A 15,024-nucleotide genomic window follows, 5' to 3' on the forward strand; every position below is an offset into this window, starting at 1 on the left:
GTCGTTGTCTTGGTTCGCCAAGCATCCTAGAGTGAAACCATCATCGTCGCTGGACATCTGCCCGGAGAGCCACACCATGAGCAACGAGTATCGTCACGTCCTGGTCGCCGTCGACCTGACCAAGGATTCCCACAAGGTACTGGAACGCGCGGTACAGATCGCCGAACGCAACCAGGCCAAGCTGTCGATCATGCACACCCTCGAGCCGCTGGGCTTCGCCTACGGCGGTGACATCCCCATGGACCTCACCAGCATCCAGGACCAGCTCGATGAGCACGCCAAGCAGCGCCTCGCCGAGATCGCCGACCCCCACGTGGCCAGGCAGGACCAGCATGTCCTGGTGGGCATGCCCGACACCGAGATCCATCGCTTCGCCGAGGAGCAGGGTGTCGACCTGATCGTGGTCGGCTCCCATGGTCGCCATGGCTTCGCCCTGCTGCTGGGCTCCACCTCCACCGGCGTGCTGCACGGCGCCCAGTGCGACGTGCTCGCCGTGCGGGTGGGGAAGAAAGGCGAAGAGAGCGCCGAATAACGGAAGCACTGATTGGCTGCTGCGCTCGATATCCTGGCCGCCGGCGGTGCTCGCTGTCCTCATGTAGCAGGCTACACTCCGGCAGCTCCGCTCCGGCGGCGACCAGCCTCTCTTCGCTCGCGACGCCAATCAGCGCTCCCTAGCCTTTATTGCAATTTGCCTTATCACTCTCCGGCCGCCATCGCCTCCAGCTCCATCCACCGCTCCATGGCGGCGTCCAGCTCGGCCTGCCGGTCGCTCAGGGCCTGCAGGGTCGCGGTGACGCTGTCGGCATCCTGATGGTAGAAGGCCGGATCGCCCACCTTCGCTTCGAATTTGGCCACCTCGGCCTCGAGCCGTTCGATCTCGGCCGGCAGGCCATCGAGCTCGCGCTGCAGCTTGTAGGAGAGCTTGGCGGGCCTTTTCCCTCCCCCCGCTGAGGGCTCCTTCGCCGCCGTCGCCTTCGAGGCCGGCGGCGACTGCTCAGCCATCTCCTCGGTGGTCCGGGCCGGCTCGGCCCCCTGGCGTGCCGCACCCTCCCAGGGGGCCGGGGGCAACTTGCCGCCCTGACGCACCCAGTCGCTGTAGCCGCCCACGTACTCGCGCACCCTCCCCTCGCCCTCGAAGGCCAGCACGCTGGTCACCACGTTGTCCATGAAGGCGCGGTCGTGGGAGACCAGCAGCAGGGTGCCGTCGAAGTCGAGCAGCAGCTCCTCGAGCAGCTCCAGGGTCTCGACGTCGAGGTCGTTGGTCGGCTCGTCGAGCACCAGCACGTTGGCCGGCTGAGTGAAGAGCCGCGCCAGCAGCAGGCGATTCGATTCGCCGCCAGAGAGCGCCTTGACCGGCTGACGAGCACGCGCCGGGGTGAACAGGAAGTCCTGCAGGTAGCTCATCACATGGCGGTCGCGCCCCCCCACGGTGACCCGGTCGCTGCCCTGGGCCACGTTGTCGTAGACGCTCTTCTCGGGTTCGAGTCCGGCGCGCAGCTGGTCGAAGTAGGCCACCTTCAGATTGGTGCCGAGACGAACCGTGCCCTCACTGGGCTCGAGCTCGCCGAGCAGGATCTTCAGCAAGGTGGTCTTGCCGGCCCCGTTGCGGCCGATGAAGCCGATGCGGTCGCCGCGCTGGATCTCCAGGCTGAGGTCGCGGATGACCACCTCGTCGCCGAAATGCTGGGAAACCCCCTTCAGCTCGACCACCCGCTTGCCGGTGCGCTCGCCACTATCGACGGAGAGGTTCGCCCGACCCTGGCGTTCGCGACGCTCGCTACGCTCGCGGCGCAGCTGCTCCAGCGCTCGCACGCGCCCCTCGTTACGGGTGCGTCGGGCCTTGATGCCCTGGCGGATCCACGCCTCCTCCTGGGCCAGCTTCTTGTCGAACACGGCGTTCTCGCGGGCCTCGACCTCGAGCTCATGGGTCTTGCGTGCCTGGTACTCGGCATAGTCGCCGGGGTAGCGCCCGAGGCGACCGCGATCGAGCTCGAGGATCGCCGTGGCCAGCTTCGACAGGAAGGTCCGGTCGTGGGTGATGAACAGCACGGCACCATTGAAGGCGGCGAGTTGCTCCTCCAGCCAAGCAATGGTGTCGAGGTCCAGGTGGTTGGTGGGCTCGTCGAGCAGCAGCAGATCGGGTTCGGCGACCAGTGCCCGGGCCAGCGCCACCCGACGGCGCCAGCCCCCGGAGAGGGCGGCCATCTCGGCGTCGGCCGGCAGGCCCAGCCGGGTCAGCACCACGTCGATGCGCTGGTGGAAGGTCCAGCCGTCGATCGCCTCGAGCCGAGTCTGCAGCTGCTCCATCCGGCGCATGTCCGGATCGGCGTCGTGAATCAGGTGGTGGTACTCGGAGAGCAGCTGGCCGGCCTCGGGCAGCCCCTCGGCGACCACGTCGAAGATGGTCTGGCCGCTCGCCTCGGGCAGGTCCTGGGCGAGCACGCCGATCTTCAGCCCCGGGGCACGCCAGATGCTGCCCCCGTCGGGGAGGATCTCGCCGGCCACCAGCTTGAGCAGGGTCGACTTGCCGGTACCGTTGCGCCCCACCAGCGCCAGGCGCTCGCCCTTCTCCAGCACCAGGTCGGCGCCGTCGAGCAGGACATGGGTACCATAGGCCAGTTGCAGCTGTTCCAGACGTAGCAGGGTCACGCGCTCACCTCATCGAATACCGAAGGCAGCTAGTGTAACGCATGGCCGGCTTGCCGTGGTCCCGCTCGCGTGTCCCCGGACCCGATCCCGAGTACAATGCGGCGCCACCCGATCCCCCCGCTTTCAAGATCAGAGGAGTTCCGTCCTGGTGGATCCGACCGAGACCTTCGACGATTTCCTTCCCGAGGCGCTGCGGCTACGCTCCCCCGCGCCGCTGGTGGACATCGGCGCCAACCTGACCCACGACAGCTTCGCCCGGGATCTCGAGGCAGTGCTGGCACGCGCCCGGGCGGCGAACGTCACCACCCTGATCCTCACCGGTACCGACCGGGAGCATGCCGAGCAGGCCGTGGCGCTCGCCCGACGCCTCCCCGGGCTGTACGCCACGGCGGGGGTGCACCCCCACGACGCCAGTCACTGGGACGGCGCCCTCGAGCGGGCCATGGGGGAACTGCATCGCCAGCCCGAGGTGGTGGCGGTGGGCGAGTGCGGCCTGGACTTCAACCGCAACTTCTCGACGCCCGCCGAGCAGGAGTACGCCTTCGAGGCCCAGTTGGGCCTGGCGGTGGAGAGCGGCAAGCCGCTGTTCCTGCACGAACGGGATGCCGGCCAGCGCATGCGCGAGATCCTGCACGCCTGGCGCGACGACCTCTCCGCTGCCGTGGTGCACTGCTTCACGGCGGATCGCGACACCCTCTACGGCTACCTCGATCTCGACCTGCATATCGGGCTGACCGGCTGGCTCTGCGACGAGCGCCGCGGCCACCACCTGCGCGAGCTGGTCGGCGAGATCCCCCTGGACCGGCTGATGGTGGAAACCGACTGCCCCTACCTGCTGCCGCGCAATTTACCTGCCAAACTCAAGGGCAGACGCCACGAGCCGGCACTGCTGCCGTGGATCGTGCGGGAGATCGCCCACTGGCGGGGCATCGAGGAGCGCGCGCTGGCCCGCGCCACCACTGCCACCGCCCGGGCCTTCTTCCGCCTGCCGGCCGAACAGGCGCAACATGACGCTCAACCCGAGGAGCAGTGACATGGATGAGGTTCCCGGCTTCATCGCCGTGGAGACCGGCGACGAGGGCGGCCTGCCGCTGGCCGTCGCCTGGACGCTGCGCGATGGACGCATCAAGCACACCCTGATCCAGCCCGATGATACCTGGCTGGACGAGGAACTGATCTCGCTGGGCGGGTACAGCCTCGAGGAGCTCAACAGCATCGGCGTGAGCCCGCTGGACGTGATCCGCGAGCTGGAGAACGACCACTTCAGCGAGACGCTCTATACCGCCGGCGTCGGTGATGACGAGGCGGCGCTCTCGCGGCTCTTCGACACCTACGGCCTCGACCCCTTCGTCGAGCTGGCCCCGGCGGAGACGCTCTATGCCACCCTGGCCCCCGGCGACTGGTCGCGGGCCCGGGGCGAGCTGTTCGGCGAACTGGGCCTCGAGCCGCTGCGGCCGGAGCACGAGGTCGAGGTGATGCTGCAGCTGCATCGGCGGCTGGAGCTGCCCGACTAACCTAGCCGATCATCAGGTCGCGCTGTTCCTCGATGCCCATGCAGATCAATCGCGGGTTCTCGGCCTGGAGGGCCTGGAAGGCCGCCTTGCCGTCCAGCCCCTGCCAGCCGAGCTGGATCAGCGCCTGGGCCGTGGCCCCACCCAGGGTCGCTCCGGGACCGGGGATCACGACACGGTCCGGGGCGAACTCGCGCACCCCGACACGCAAGGCCGCGGTGAAGTCGTAGGGCGTCACCAGCTGGTCGCCGAGGGTATAGTCCCAGAGCGCCCGGGGGTCGCTGCTCCAGGGCGTCCAGACATGACCGCGACCGTCGATCAGCGGCACCCGCGGTGCCCGGAAGGGGGCAGCGGAGAGCCGTTCACGGGCGGCGTCCCTGACACCCTGCTGCAGCGGCGTATGGAAGGCGGCGTGCTGGTACAGCCGCAGGGGGAAACGCTCCCGCGGCGGCAGCGCCTCGGCCAGCGCAGCCAACCCCGCCTCGTTGCCGCCGAACACCAGCATGCCGCCCAGGTCGATCGACAGGTAGAGTTCCCTGTCCTGCTCGCCGTGCAGCCGCTCGATCAGCGCCAGCAGCTCGCGGCGCAGCGCCCACTGTGGCCGCCACTGCTCGTCCACCCAGGGGTAGAGCAGCTGACCGCCGACCAGGGCGTCCTGCATCATCTGCCCCATGCTGCCGATCAGGTGGAAGGCGTCGTCGTGTTCCAGGGCGCCCCCCGCCCCCAGGGCGATGTACCAACCCATGGAGTTGCCGGTGACCGCCACGATCTCGTAGCGCCCGGGATCGATGGCCAGCAGGTCGGCCAGGGCACAGGCGTGGATCAGCGGGGCGGCGTGCTCGCCTCGCCCATGCAGGCTCTGGCGAAAGGGGATCTCGCCGTCCAGCTCGCTCAGGGTCAGCAGCCCCGCCTCGCGCCGCCGGGCGTCGAAGCGCACCAGCCAGTCGCTGCCGGCGGCGTGGCGGATCAGGGTGCCCCACTCCGTCTGGTGGTAGGTACCGCGCCCCGGACAGACGATCAACAGCCGTTCCCGTGTCCCGTTCATGCCTCATCGCTCCCTGCCAGCGTTCCCCTGGCCGCGGCGGCGGCCGTCTCTGCCTTGTCGCCCGACGTCACCAGGCGCCGCACCCGGTCGATGATCGCCTCGCTCGACGGCAGGGTCACCGTGGCGGCCCGGCCCAGCGGAATGAAGCTGTCCTCGGCGGTCAGGCGATGCAGGCGGTGGCTCTCGACGCCGCGCTCGACCAGGCCGGCGATCAGTTCCTCGCTGACGGAGCCGCTACGGCGGCACTCGTCCACCACCAGGATCTGCGCGCAGTCGGCCACCCGGCGATGCACCGCATCGTGGTCGATGGCGGTGAGCCAGCGCAGGTCGACGATGCGCGGGGCGATGCCCTCGGCCTCGAGCCGGGCGGCGGCCTGATGGGAGAGATAGACCCCGTTGCCGTAGGTGACGATGGCCAGTTCGCGCCCTTCCCCCCACTGGCCGGGCTCGCTCACCGGCAAGCGGTGTTCCGGCCCCGGGTCGGCGAAGCACCACCGCTGGTCGCCCTCCTCCAGCAGGTCGCGATGGTGGTAGAGGGCGATGGGCTCGAGCAGGACCACGATGCGCTGCTCCTCGTCGGCGAGGCGCACTGCCTCCTGCAGCAGCCCCACGGCGTCGGCGGCGTTCGACGGGCACGCCACCAGCAACCCCGGGATGTCGCGCAGCACGGCGATGGCGTTGTCGTTGTGGAAATGGCCGCCGAAGCCCTTCTGGTAGCCAAGCCCGGCGATGCGCACCACCATGGGGTTGGTGTACTGGCCATTGGAGAAGAAGCTGAGGGTGGCGGCTTCCCCCCGCAACTGGTCCTCGGCGTTGTGCAGGTAGGCGAGGAACTGGATCTCGAGGATCGGCACCAGGCCGTTGTGGCCCAGCCCGATGCCGAGCCCCAGGATGCTCTGCTCGTCGAGCAGGGTGTCGATCACTCGGTGGGGCCCGAACTGGGCCTGCAGCCGCTGGGTGACGCCGTAGACGCCGCCCTTGCGGCCGATGTCCTCACCGGCCATCACCAGGTGCGGGTGGCTGGCCATCAGGCGCTGCAGCGCCTGGTTGAGCAGCTTGGCCATGGGCGCGGGCGTGGCATCGACTTCACCCTGCCAGGGACGGCGTCGGCCGGGCCGCGCCGGCGGCACGATGCTGGCCATGACCTGATCAGCCGTCTCCAGCCGGGGACGGCGAATCGCCTGCTCGGCCACCTGGGCCACGCGCTCGCCCACCGACCGGTAGAGCGCCGCGATGCCATCCGTGTCGAGCACACCGTGCTGCTGCAGCAGGCCGGCACTGATCAGCAGCGGGTCGCGGGCCTCGTCGGCCTTGATGCGCTGCGGCGTCAGGTAGGCCTGTTGGGCATCCGAGCCGGCGTGGCCAAACAGCCGCACGCAACGCATGTGCAGGAATACCGGCTGCTTGCGGGTCCGGGCGATGCGCTCCGCCTCGCGGGCGGCACGCCAGGTGTCGAGCAGGTCGAGGCCGTCGCAGCTCAGGTAGTGGAAGCCGGGACGAGCGCGCATGCTGGCCTCGATCCAGCCCGGGGGGGTGGCGGTCGAGATGCCGATGCCATTGTCTGCGCAGATCATCACCAGCGGCATGGGCGTGCCCTGGTAGGCCGCCCAGCCGGCGGCGTTGAGCGCGCCCTGGGCGGTGGAATGGTTGAAGGAGGCGTCACCGAAGCTGCACAGCACCACGCTGTCGGCCGGCCATTCGCCGCCACCGCCCAGGCGCCGCCACAGGCCGAGGCCGTAGGCGGCGCCCACCGCCTTGGGCAGGTGCGAGGCGATGGTGCTGGTCTGGGGCGGCACATTGAGCGCCTTCGAGCCCAGCACCTTGTGCCGGCCGCCCGAGATGGGGTCGTCGGCCGAGGCGGCGAAACTCAGTAGCAGGTCCCACAGCGGCGTCTGCCCCGCGACGGCACGACTGCGCTGGATCAGGAAGGCGGCGTCGCGATAGTGCAGGAAGGCGGGGTCGGTGGTGCGGAAGGCGCGAGCGATGGCGGCATTGCCCTCGTGGCCGGCGCTGCCGATGGTGTAGAAAGCCTCGCCCCGGGCCTGCAGCCGCCGGGCATGCAGGTCCAGGTGACGACTCATGAGCTGGGATTCGAACAGCTCGGCCAGGCCGGCGGCGCTCAGGCCGACGTCGTCCAGGCGCCAGGAGCGCTCGGGGTAGGGCCAGCTGCCGTCGAGCAGGGCGGCGTAGAAGCGCTCCTCCTGGGGTAGGCGGTCCCGAGACGATCTGTGATGGGGTGGACTGTCATGAGGCATGGGGGCGGCCACGATAGAAGACTCCCGTCGGCGTGGTGTACTGCCCATAGCCTAGCGCGCCGGCCTGACAAAGGAATAATATCGACATCCTGCACCAGCTACAGGATTCACCTATGGATGTGCGCAGCCTGCGCTACTTCATCGCCGCCTTCGAGGGCGGCTCGATCAGCGCCGCCGCCCGACGGTGCCACGTGGCCCAGCCGTCGATCTCGGCGGCGCTGAGCCAGCTGGAGGAGCGGCTCGGCACGACGCTGTTCGAACGTCACCGCCGCGGCATCACCCCCACCGAGGAGGGACGACGCCTCTATCCGCTGGCACAGCAGGTCAGCGAGGACCTGCAGGCCATCACCCGGCTGTTCCGCCGGCCCTCACCGGTCATGCCGGTGCGCCTCGGCTTAATGCGTTCGCTGGGTGCCAACCGCATGACGACGCTGCTCAAGGAGTACATCGGCCAGGGTGACAACCTGGCGCTGACCCTGGTCAACCCGGAAGAGCCGTGCGACGCCCGCATCATCGGCGAGCAGGAGCTGGCCCCCCAGGAGGCGTTCCAGCCGATCTGGCACGACAGTTACCAGTTGGCCCTGCCCGGCGGACACCCCCTGCTGCTGAAGGGCCGGATAACGCTCGACGACCTCGAGGGACTGCCCTTCATCTGGCGCCACCCCTGCGCCGCCATGGACCAGTTGGCCGATGCCCTCAACGAGGCCGGCGTGCGCTGCCAGGTCAGGGCGCGGCTGCGCACCATCGAGTACACCCTGGGGCTGGTGGCCGCCGGCATCGGCGCCTCGCTGGTGCCGACCTGGTCGGAGATCCTTTCCCGTCACGATGTCCAGTGCCGTCCCCTGGACGGCCTGGACGTCCATCAGACCATCGGCGTGGCCTACCCGGCCCGCGGCGCCACACCGGCGCTGGCGTCGCTGCTGACGCTGGGTCAGCAGGCCTGGAAGGCGAGCGGTCGCGCCGGGGCCGCCAGGTAACGGCGCCCCATCTCGATGGCCTCGGCCAGGTCGAGCTTGCGGCGGTAGAAGCCCTCGAGCGATGCCCGGAAGGCCGCCGCCCGCGACGGCAGGCCCTCCCGCTCGTAGCGCACCGCACGGGCCTCGACCCGGGCGCGGAAGGCGTCGCGGTCGACAGCCTCCTCCCCGCCCAGGTTGTCGACGCTGACATGGAAGCGCAGCCCGCAGGCATGCGCGAAGAGCAACTCCAGGGCCTGTGGCGCCACCTCGACGGCCTCGAAGTCGCGCTGTTCGGCGGCGTCGCGGCCATCGGGCAGGTACCAGTAGCCGTAGTCCTCCAGTGCGCGCCGCCGGGCCCCGGCGATGCACCAGTGACCGACCTCGTGGAGCGCGCTGGCGTAGAAACCGCGGGCGAAGATCACCCGGTGCCAGCGGCAAGTGTCATCGGCCGGCAGGTAGAGGGGTTCGTCGCCGCCGCGCACCAGCCGGGTGTCGAAGGGGCCCTGGAAGAGGCCGTCGAACAACGCAATGACATCCTCGAGTCGATGGGTCACACGAGCTCCCTGGTGGGTGGCAATGGGCCATGGAAAACGGGCCATTATAGGGGCTCGCCGGACGAAGCGAAAACCGGCAACGACTGATAGACTATTCGGTTCGCCCCACCCCCTCGGCATCGGGGCCGTCTCTCGACCCATGCATGGAGCACGTTCCTTGGCCCAGTTCGCCGCCGACCTTCTGGCCGCCAGTCGCAAGGAAACGCGACCCCTGATCCGCCTCGCCCTGCCCATCTGCGGCGCCCAGCTCGCCCAGGCCGGCATGAGCGTCGTCGACGTGATGATGACCGGCCGCCTGAGCGCCACCGACCTGGCTGCGGTCTCCGTGGGCTCCAGCCTGTGGCTGCCCTTGATGCTGTTCATGACCGGCACCCTGATGGGGCTCACCCCCATCGTCGCCCAGCTGCTCGGCGGCGGACGCCTCGCCGGCATTCGCCCCAACGTCCACCAGGCGCTGTGGGTGGCTCTGGTGCTGGGCATCGCCGCCGCGGGACTGCTGTGGTTCTCGGTGATGCCGATCTTTCGCCTGATGGGGGTGCCCGAGGAGGTCGCCAGCGGCGCAACCGCCTACCTCGCCGCGGTGGCCTTCGGCATGCCGGGGGTGGCACTGTTCCAGGCGCTGCGCGCCTTCTCGGACGGCGTCAACCATACCCGGCCAGCGCTGTGGATCAGCCTGATCGGGCTCGGCGTGAACATCCCCAGCAACTTCGTGCTGATCCATGGTGGCGCCGGGCTCAGCGGGCTGTTCGGCACCTGGCTGCCGGCGTGGCTACAGGCGCTGCCGGCACTCGGCGCCCTGGGTTGCGGCATCGCCACGGCGCTCTCCATGTGGGTGATGGGCCTGGCGATGACCGCCTATACGCACAAGAGCGCCACCTATGGCGACATCGACCTCTGGCACACGCCCACGCCGCCGCGCTGGCGCATGATCGGCGACCTGCTCTATGTGGGCGTGCCGATCGGCGTGGCGATCTTCGTCGAGGTGACGCTGTTCACCCTGATCGCGCTGTTCATCGCCAGCCTCGGCGAGGTGACGGTAGCGGCCCATCAGGTGGCGCTCAACTACACCTCGATCCTGTTCATGCTGCCGCTGTCGCTGAGCATGGCGCTGACCGTTCGGGTGGGCAATACCCTGGGCCAGGGCCGGCCAGCGTTCGCGCGCCTGGTGGCCTGGAACGGTATCGTCATCGCGCTGCTGGTCGCGGGGCTCAACAGCCTGCTGCTGTGGCTCACCGCCGAGCCGGTGATCGCGCTCTACACCCATGACGAGGCGGTGCAACGCCTGGCGCTTTCACTGGTCATATTGGCCATGATCTTCCAGGTGTCGGATTCGCTGCAGGTCAATCTGGCCGGGGCACTGCGTGGCTACAAGGATACCCGCGTGATCATGCTGATCACCCTGGTGGCCTACTGGCTGGTGGGGCTGGGCGGGGGGCATTGGCTGGGCATTCGGGGCCTGTTCGGCTGGACCGAACCGCTCGGCGTGCACGGCTACTGGATCGGCCTGATCGCCGGGCTCAGCGTGGCGGCTCTGCTGCTCGGCGAGCGTCTGCGGCGAATCGGCAAGACGGTGATGCATGGGCGACTGGAACTCCCCCGGGACTGAGCGGCATACCCGCCACCGGCGGTGGCTGCCGCTGGTGGCCGCCCTGCTGGTCGGCTGCGGTGGGAGCGAGGGCGGCGAGAGCGATGCCTTGCTGACCGATTACCAGCAGCGCCTCGCCACCAGCCTCGGGCTCGAGGCTCCGCCCCCCGGCACGCCCGACAACATCGGCAGCTTCCCCGACAGGCGTGAGCGCCTGATCGAGGTCCCCGAGACCCGCGACGGCATGCTCAACGTCTATGCCCTGCGCGAGTGCCATATCACCAACCTCATCGCCAAGCGCAACAATCAGCTGGGGCGCGTCGCCGCGGCCAGCCAGCGCTGGCTCTACGAGCTGGAGCTGTGGCGGCGACTCGACGCCTGCTGGCGCAGCGAGATACCCGAATCCCTCGCCGAGACCGACCGGGAGCGCCTGGCACGACTCACCGAGACCAAGACCGAGCAGTTGCCCCGGGTCAGCTGGAACGCCCTGTTCGACTCGAGCGAATGGGCCGGCAGCTTCTCCCGGGCCAGTTCACCGCTCTCGCCGGCGGAAACCCGGCCCCGCGATGACCAGCTCGCCGCCCTGGCCTACCTGCGCGACACTACCCTCCACCAGTTCGACCCCGACTGGCGGCCCAATTCGGCGACCCTGGAGGACCACCTCAAGGCGCTGCAGACCCGACCTTTTTCCGCCGAGCTGCTGCGCACCCTGCTGCTGGCCGAGCAGCGCCTGGAGGAGGCCTCGAGCCTGCTCGAGCAGGCCCTGGAACACAGCTGCGCACGCCTGGAAGGTTTCCCCGACGAGCTTCACCAGGCACCCGAGCACGAACGACTGGAGGCCTGGCTAACACGGCTCGAGGAGACCGCCGAGGGCTGGCTCGGCGCCATCGACGAACTCTTCGCGGCCCAGATCGAAGGCCCCGAGGCGGTCGCCGACTATCGCCGACGCTGGCTCTCGCTCGAAGCCCCGGAGGCGCCCCTGCCGGCATTCGGTGCCGCCCGCAGACGACACGAGGCGCTGCAGGAGCGCCTTGTCGACCGCTGTCGTTGACGCAGGGGCTTAACCTCCGTGGGTGACTGTGCTATTGGTTGTGCAACGAGTGACGCAGTGCGCTACCGACCGGCCGCGAGGCCGATGCCGTGAACACGCAGCACGTGGAGGGACATCATGGGTATCCCGCTGTCACCCCGCCCCGCCCGGGTCATCGACCTGGACATCATGCGCCAGCGTCAGCGCGCCAGGCGCCGCCTGATTCGCCTGGCTCCCGAGTTGGACAGCCTGGAGATGGTCTACCGGCTCGCCTCCAGCCCCGACACCCTCTACGGCATGCCATTGCTCGCCTGGGGCTTGCGCGAGGATGGCGAGGTGGTCGGCCTGGTCCCCTGGATGGAGGCGCTGACCCCCTGCCACCGACTGGATGATCCCGAACACGGCAGCTTCGTCGGGTATCGCGATCCGGAGACCGAAGAACTCCTGGAGTCGGCACCCGAGCACAAGGTGCTCGAACTCGAGCACGCCGCCGCCTATTTCGACTACGAGGACACCAGCGAGACCACCCTCATCCAGCAGCTCCCCGAGACCCAGGGCACCCATGCCCTGTGCATGGACGAGGGCGATGCCCCCTGGCAGCTCAAGCAGGTGTTCGGCTGGCGACTCTACAACGATGGTTCGGTGGAGGCGTTGCTGGCCGACGAGCGACTGGTGGAATCGACACCGATCCTTCCCGGCGATGCCTGCCTCTACCCCGGCCACAGCCGTCACCGAGTGGTCTACTTCTTCCAGCGCCAGATCGCCAACCGCATTCGCCGTGAGGATCCCGCCACCCTGGAGGCCCTGGCGCTGATGGTGATGCCCGACGACGAGACCCGCCCGCCGCCGGACTGAGTCGGTGGCCGTCGCTCAGCCCAACCGGATAAAATAGAGATAACAGCCCTCGAGCTCCTGCTGGTGAACGAGCTCATGCCCCAGGAAACTGCAGAACTTGGGCACATCTCGGGTAGTCGCCGGATCGCTGGCGACCACCTTGAGCACCTCGCCGGCGTGCATGTCGCGCACCTTGTTGTGCATCAGCATGATCGGCTCGGGGCAATAGAGCCCGGTGGTATCGAGCTCTGCCTGATAGTCGGGTGTGGGGAACCCGGGTCGGGAATCAGCGGAATCAACCATCGATGACCTCGTCGTGGGAAGCAATTCAGTAGGGAGCGACTAGATGATCAAGATCATTATCGAACGCCGCATCATGCCCGGACTCGAGGAGGAATACGAGGAAGCCGCACGTGAAGCCATGCGCTACTCCCTCGGCGCGCGCGGCTTCGTCGGCGGCGAGAGCCTCGTCGAGCTCGGGCACAGCGATCGACGCCTGATGATCACCAAGTGGCGCGACCTGCGTGCCTGGAAGGAATGGTACACCAGCGAGGAGCGCACCCGGGTGATGCAGCGCCTCCTGCCCCTGCTGACCGAGGACGAGCGCATCCGGATCTACGAACCTACCATGTAGACGGGTCAGCACACAGCCTGGAGCCTGTCTGATTTGACCGATCGTCACGAGAGATTCGGATTTCGAGACAAGTTTTTCGATCTGATGAGGCGAATAGCCCGCTATTTAACGAATCAGATCGAATGAAATTGGCCGAAAGACCGGATCTCGCAGTAGATCAGCGTTAAGTCCGACAGGCTCTAGTGCGGGTCAGTCGCCGATCCGCACGTGCACCGTCACCTCCTCACGATCATGATAGAGGTGGCGGCAACCGATCTCTGCCGCCACCCTCGCCTCCGCCAGCGCCTGCGCGAGCCGCTCGAGGCAGGATGCGACCTCGGGCCAACGCCGCCGCATCGGCAGCTTGAGGTTGAACACCGCCTCGCGACACCAGCGCCGCACCAGCCAGCGCTCCATCATTGCCTCCACCCGGGCCGGCTTGTCAACGATATCGCACACCAACCAGTCGAGGCGGTACGGTGGCTCCCAGACGAAGCCATCCTCGCGCAGGTGTTCCACCAGCCCCGTAGTCATCAGGGCCTTGTCCATGGGCCCGTTGTCGATGGCATAAACGTGCATACCCCGTTTCACCAGCTGCCAGGTCCAGCCACCGGGAGCGGCGCCCAGGTCCGCAGCCTGCATGCCTTCGGCCAGGCGCGTGTCCCACTGTTCACGCGGCACGAACTCGTGCCAAGCCTCTTCAAGCTTCAGGGTCGAGCGGCTCGGGGCACCATGGGGAAAGCGCAGTCGGCGAATGCCGCCCGGCGCCTCGCTGCGATTGCCGGGAAAACTCATGCCCAGTTGCACTTGGTCGCCGGCGCTCCACAGCAGGTGCAGACGACGCCCACCGGCCTTGCGCCGCAACGCCTTGCGTTTCTGCAGCACCGACTCCAGCGGTCGGCTCAGCGCCTTGATCAGTCCGGCCAATGCCTTGCCGTCGTTGGTATCGGGGGTCTCCTGCCACAGCGACTCGAAGCTCCAGCCACTGGCCACGACCTGCTCGACGATAGGCGTCAAGCGGTCGTCTCGCGAGAGCGAGAGCGGTGGCAGTGCCACCAGGCTCTGGCGCGCGAACACCAGGGAGGCCAGCGGCAGCGAGCGGTGGAGAGCGTTTGCGGGCTCCTCCTCCATCACGACGAAGCGGACGAAGCCCGAGTTCACCGTGAAGCGACTCTCGCCGTGCCAGCCCACCGCCGCCGCCTTGTCCTCGACCTCGGCGGCGAGATCCGGCTCGAACCCGGGACGACAATAGAGCAGCAACTCACCGGGTACGGTCATGAGTGTTCTTCCTGCTCGCGCCGAGTCCTCTTTTCTGGACCCGATTTCCAGAGATCCTCGATATCCTGCAACTGGACGTTGAGGGCATTGGTCGAGATCGTGACTTCCCATAGCGAATAGACCAGCGACACGGAGAGCGTCACCAGGCTCAGGCCGAACAGGATCATGCCCGTCAGCTCGAGCATCAGGAACAGCGCGAACATCGACAGGGTACAGAGCAGGAAACTCATCACCCCGGCGACCTGCATGCGCTTGGTCAGCGAAATACGCTTGCGCAGCATCAGGATCTGCCTGGCGGTGACATCCTGATGCTGGCTGCGCTCTTCATCTGCCAGCTTGCGGATCAGTTGTGCCAGCACCAGGAAACGGTTGGTATAGGCCAACAACAACAGCGAAATGGCCGGGAACAGCAATGCCGGCGTGGTCAGGGTCACGGACGGACTCCAGCAACGGAAACAGGGCGCAATGATATCAGCCAGCCCCACCTACGGCGACTCGGGCGGCGCTCCGCTACTCTCCGTGGGAGCCCCCCAAACGACGAAACCCCGACCAATGGCCGGGGTTTCTGAAAAGGTGCCTGACGATGACTCGGGCGGCGCTCCGCTACTCTCCGTGGGAGACCCCTGAACGACGAAACCCCGACCAATGGCCGGGGTTTCTGAAAAGGTGCCTGACGATGACCTACTCTCGCATGGGGAGACCCCACACTACCAT

15 protein-coding genes are annotated in these 15,024 nt (G+C 68.1%); 8 read left to right on the forward strand and 7 right to left on the reverse strand.

The window, feature by feature from the left end; translation table 11 throughout:
* Nucleotides 1-76 precede the first annotated feature (76 nt).
* On the forward strand, nt 77-532 hold the full coding sequence (locus AC5W54_RS15475) for a universal stress protein (protein ID WP_102626436.1): 456 nt from the start codon (nt 77-79) through the stop codon (nt 530-532).
* A gap of 164 nt (nt 533-696) precedes the next feature.
* Here the strand turns inward: AC5W54_RS15475 and AC5W54_RS15480 are convergent, their stop codons facing one another.
* Nucleotides 697-2,649 carry an ATP-binding cassette domain-containing protein gene (locus AC5W54_RS15480; protein ID WP_495962983.1) on the reverse strand — a complete coding sequence of 651 codons (1,953 nt, stop codon included), beginning with the start codon at nt 2,647-2,649 and terminating at the stop codon, nt 697-699.
* Between the two features lie 148 nt (nt 2,650-2,797).
* On the opposite strand from AC5W54_RS15480, the gene AC5W54_RS15485 reads away from it, so the two are divergent.
* The gene (locus tag AC5W54_RS15485) at nt 2,798-3,682 is read left to right on the forward strand and encodes a TatD family hydrolase (RefSeq protein ID WP_495962984.1); all 885 of its coding nucleotides are present in this window, start codon (nt 2,798-2,800) and stop codon (nt 3,680-3,682) included.
* 1 nt (nt 3,683) lies between these two features.
* Nucleotides 3,684-4,163 carry a hypothetical protein gene (locus AC5W54_RS15490; RefSeq protein WP_495962985.1) on the forward strand — a complete coding sequence of 160 codons (480 nt, stop codon included), beginning with the start codon at nt 3,684-3,686 and terminating at the stop codon, nt 4,161-4,163.
* Between the two features lies 1 nt (nt 4,164).
* Here the strand turns inward: AC5W54_RS15490 and AC5W54_RS15495 are convergent, their stop codons facing one another.
* Both AC5W54_RS15495 and AC5W54_RS15500 read right to left on the reverse strand, forming a co-directional pair.
* Nucleotides 4,165-5,205: an ACP S-malonyltransferase gene (locus tag AC5W54_RS15495; protein ID WP_495962986.1), complete on the reverse strand. Its 1,041-nt coding sequence runs from the start codon at nt 5,203-5,205 to the stop codon at nt 4,165-4,167.
* A complete protein-coding gene (locus AC5W54_RS15500; protein WP_495962987.1) occupies nt 5,202-7,460 on the reverse strand; it encodes a thiamine pyrophosphate-dependent enzyme in 2,259 nt (752 codons plus the stop codon). Before AC5W54_RS15500 ends, AC5W54_RS15495 begins: the two co-directional genes overlap by 4 nt.
* A gap of 113 nt (nt 7,461-7,573) precedes the next feature.
* Between AC5W54_RS15500 and AC5W54_RS15505 the strand changes: the two genes are divergently transcribed.
* Entirely contained in the window at nt 7,574-8,437 is an 864-nt protein-coding gene (locus AC5W54_RS15505; RefSeq protein ID WP_495962988.1) for a LysR family transcriptional regulator, read from the forward strand.
* Here the strand turns inward: AC5W54_RS15505 and AC5W54_RS15510 are convergent.
* Entirely contained in the window at nt 8,392-8,970 is a 579-nt protein-coding gene (locus tag AC5W54_RS15510; protein WP_495962989.1) for an elongation factor P hydroxylase, read from the reverse strand. The genes AC5W54_RS15505 and AC5W54_RS15510 overlap by 46 nt on opposite strands.
* A gap of 157 nt (nt 8,971-9,127) precedes the next feature.
* On the opposite strand from AC5W54_RS15510, the gene AC5W54_RS15515 reads away from it, so the two are divergent.
* The 3 genes from AC5W54_RS15515 to AC5W54_RS15525 all read left to right on the forward strand — a co-directional run bounded on the left by AC5W54_RS15515 (nt 9,128) and on the right by AC5W54_RS15525 (nt 12,440).
* Nucleotides 9,128-10,576, forward strand: a complete 1,449-nt coding sequence (locus tag AC5W54_RS15515; protein ID WP_495962990.1) for an MATE family efflux transporter — start codon at nt 9,128-9,130, stop codon at nt 10,574-10,576.
* A complete protein-coding gene (locus tag AC5W54_RS15520; protein WP_495962991.1) occupies nt 10,548-11,606 on the forward strand; it encodes a DUF3080 family protein in 1,059 nt (352 codons plus the stop codon). Before AC5W54_RS15515 ends, AC5W54_RS15520 begins: the two co-directional genes overlap by 29 nt.
* 117 nt (nt 11,607-11,723) lie before the next feature.
* Nucleotides 11,724-12,440: a hypothetical protein gene (locus AC5W54_RS15525; RefSeq protein WP_495962992.1), complete on the forward strand. Its 717-nt coding sequence runs from the start codon at nt 11,724-11,726 to the stop codon at nt 12,438-12,440.
* Nucleotides 12,441-12,455: 15 nt separating this feature from the next.
* Here the strand turns inward: AC5W54_RS15525 and tusA are convergent, their stop codons facing one another.
* Nucleotides 12,456-12,722: a sulfurtransferase TusA gene (gene tusA / locus AC5W54_RS15530; protein ID WP_495962993.1), complete on the reverse strand. Its 267-nt coding sequence runs from the start codon at nt 12,720-12,722 to the stop codon at nt 12,456-12,458.
* A 43-nt stretch (nt 12,723-12,765) separates the two neighbouring features.
* Between tusA and AC5W54_RS15535 the strand changes: the two genes are divergently transcribed.
* Entirely contained in the window at nt 12,766-13,053 is a 288-nt protein-coding gene (locus AC5W54_RS15535) for an antibiotic biosynthesis monooxygenase family protein (RefSeq protein WP_495962994.1), read from the forward strand.
* A 189-nt stretch (nt 13,054-13,242) separates the two neighbouring features.
* On the opposite strand, the gene rlmM is transcribed toward AC5W54_RS15535, so the two are convergent.
* Both rlmM and AC5W54_RS15545 read right to left on the reverse strand, forming a co-directional pair.
* Nucleotides 13,243-14,310: a 23S rRNA (cytidine(2498)-2'-O)-methyltransferase RlmM gene (rlmM, locus tag AC5W54_RS15540; protein WP_495962995.1), complete on the reverse strand. Its 1,068-nt coding sequence runs from the start codon at nt 14,308-14,310 to the stop codon at nt 13,243-13,245.
* Entirely contained in the window at nt 14,307-14,744 is a 438-nt protein-coding gene (locus AC5W54_RS15545) for a DUF2721 domain-containing protein (RefSeq protein ID WP_495962996.1), read from the reverse strand. Before AC5W54_RS15545 ends, rlmM begins: the two co-directional genes overlap by 4 nt.
* Between the last annotated feature and the right edge of the window lie 280 nt (nt 14,745-15,024).

It is taken from the genome of Halomonas sp. LMYGS-3 (assembly GCF_059509875.1).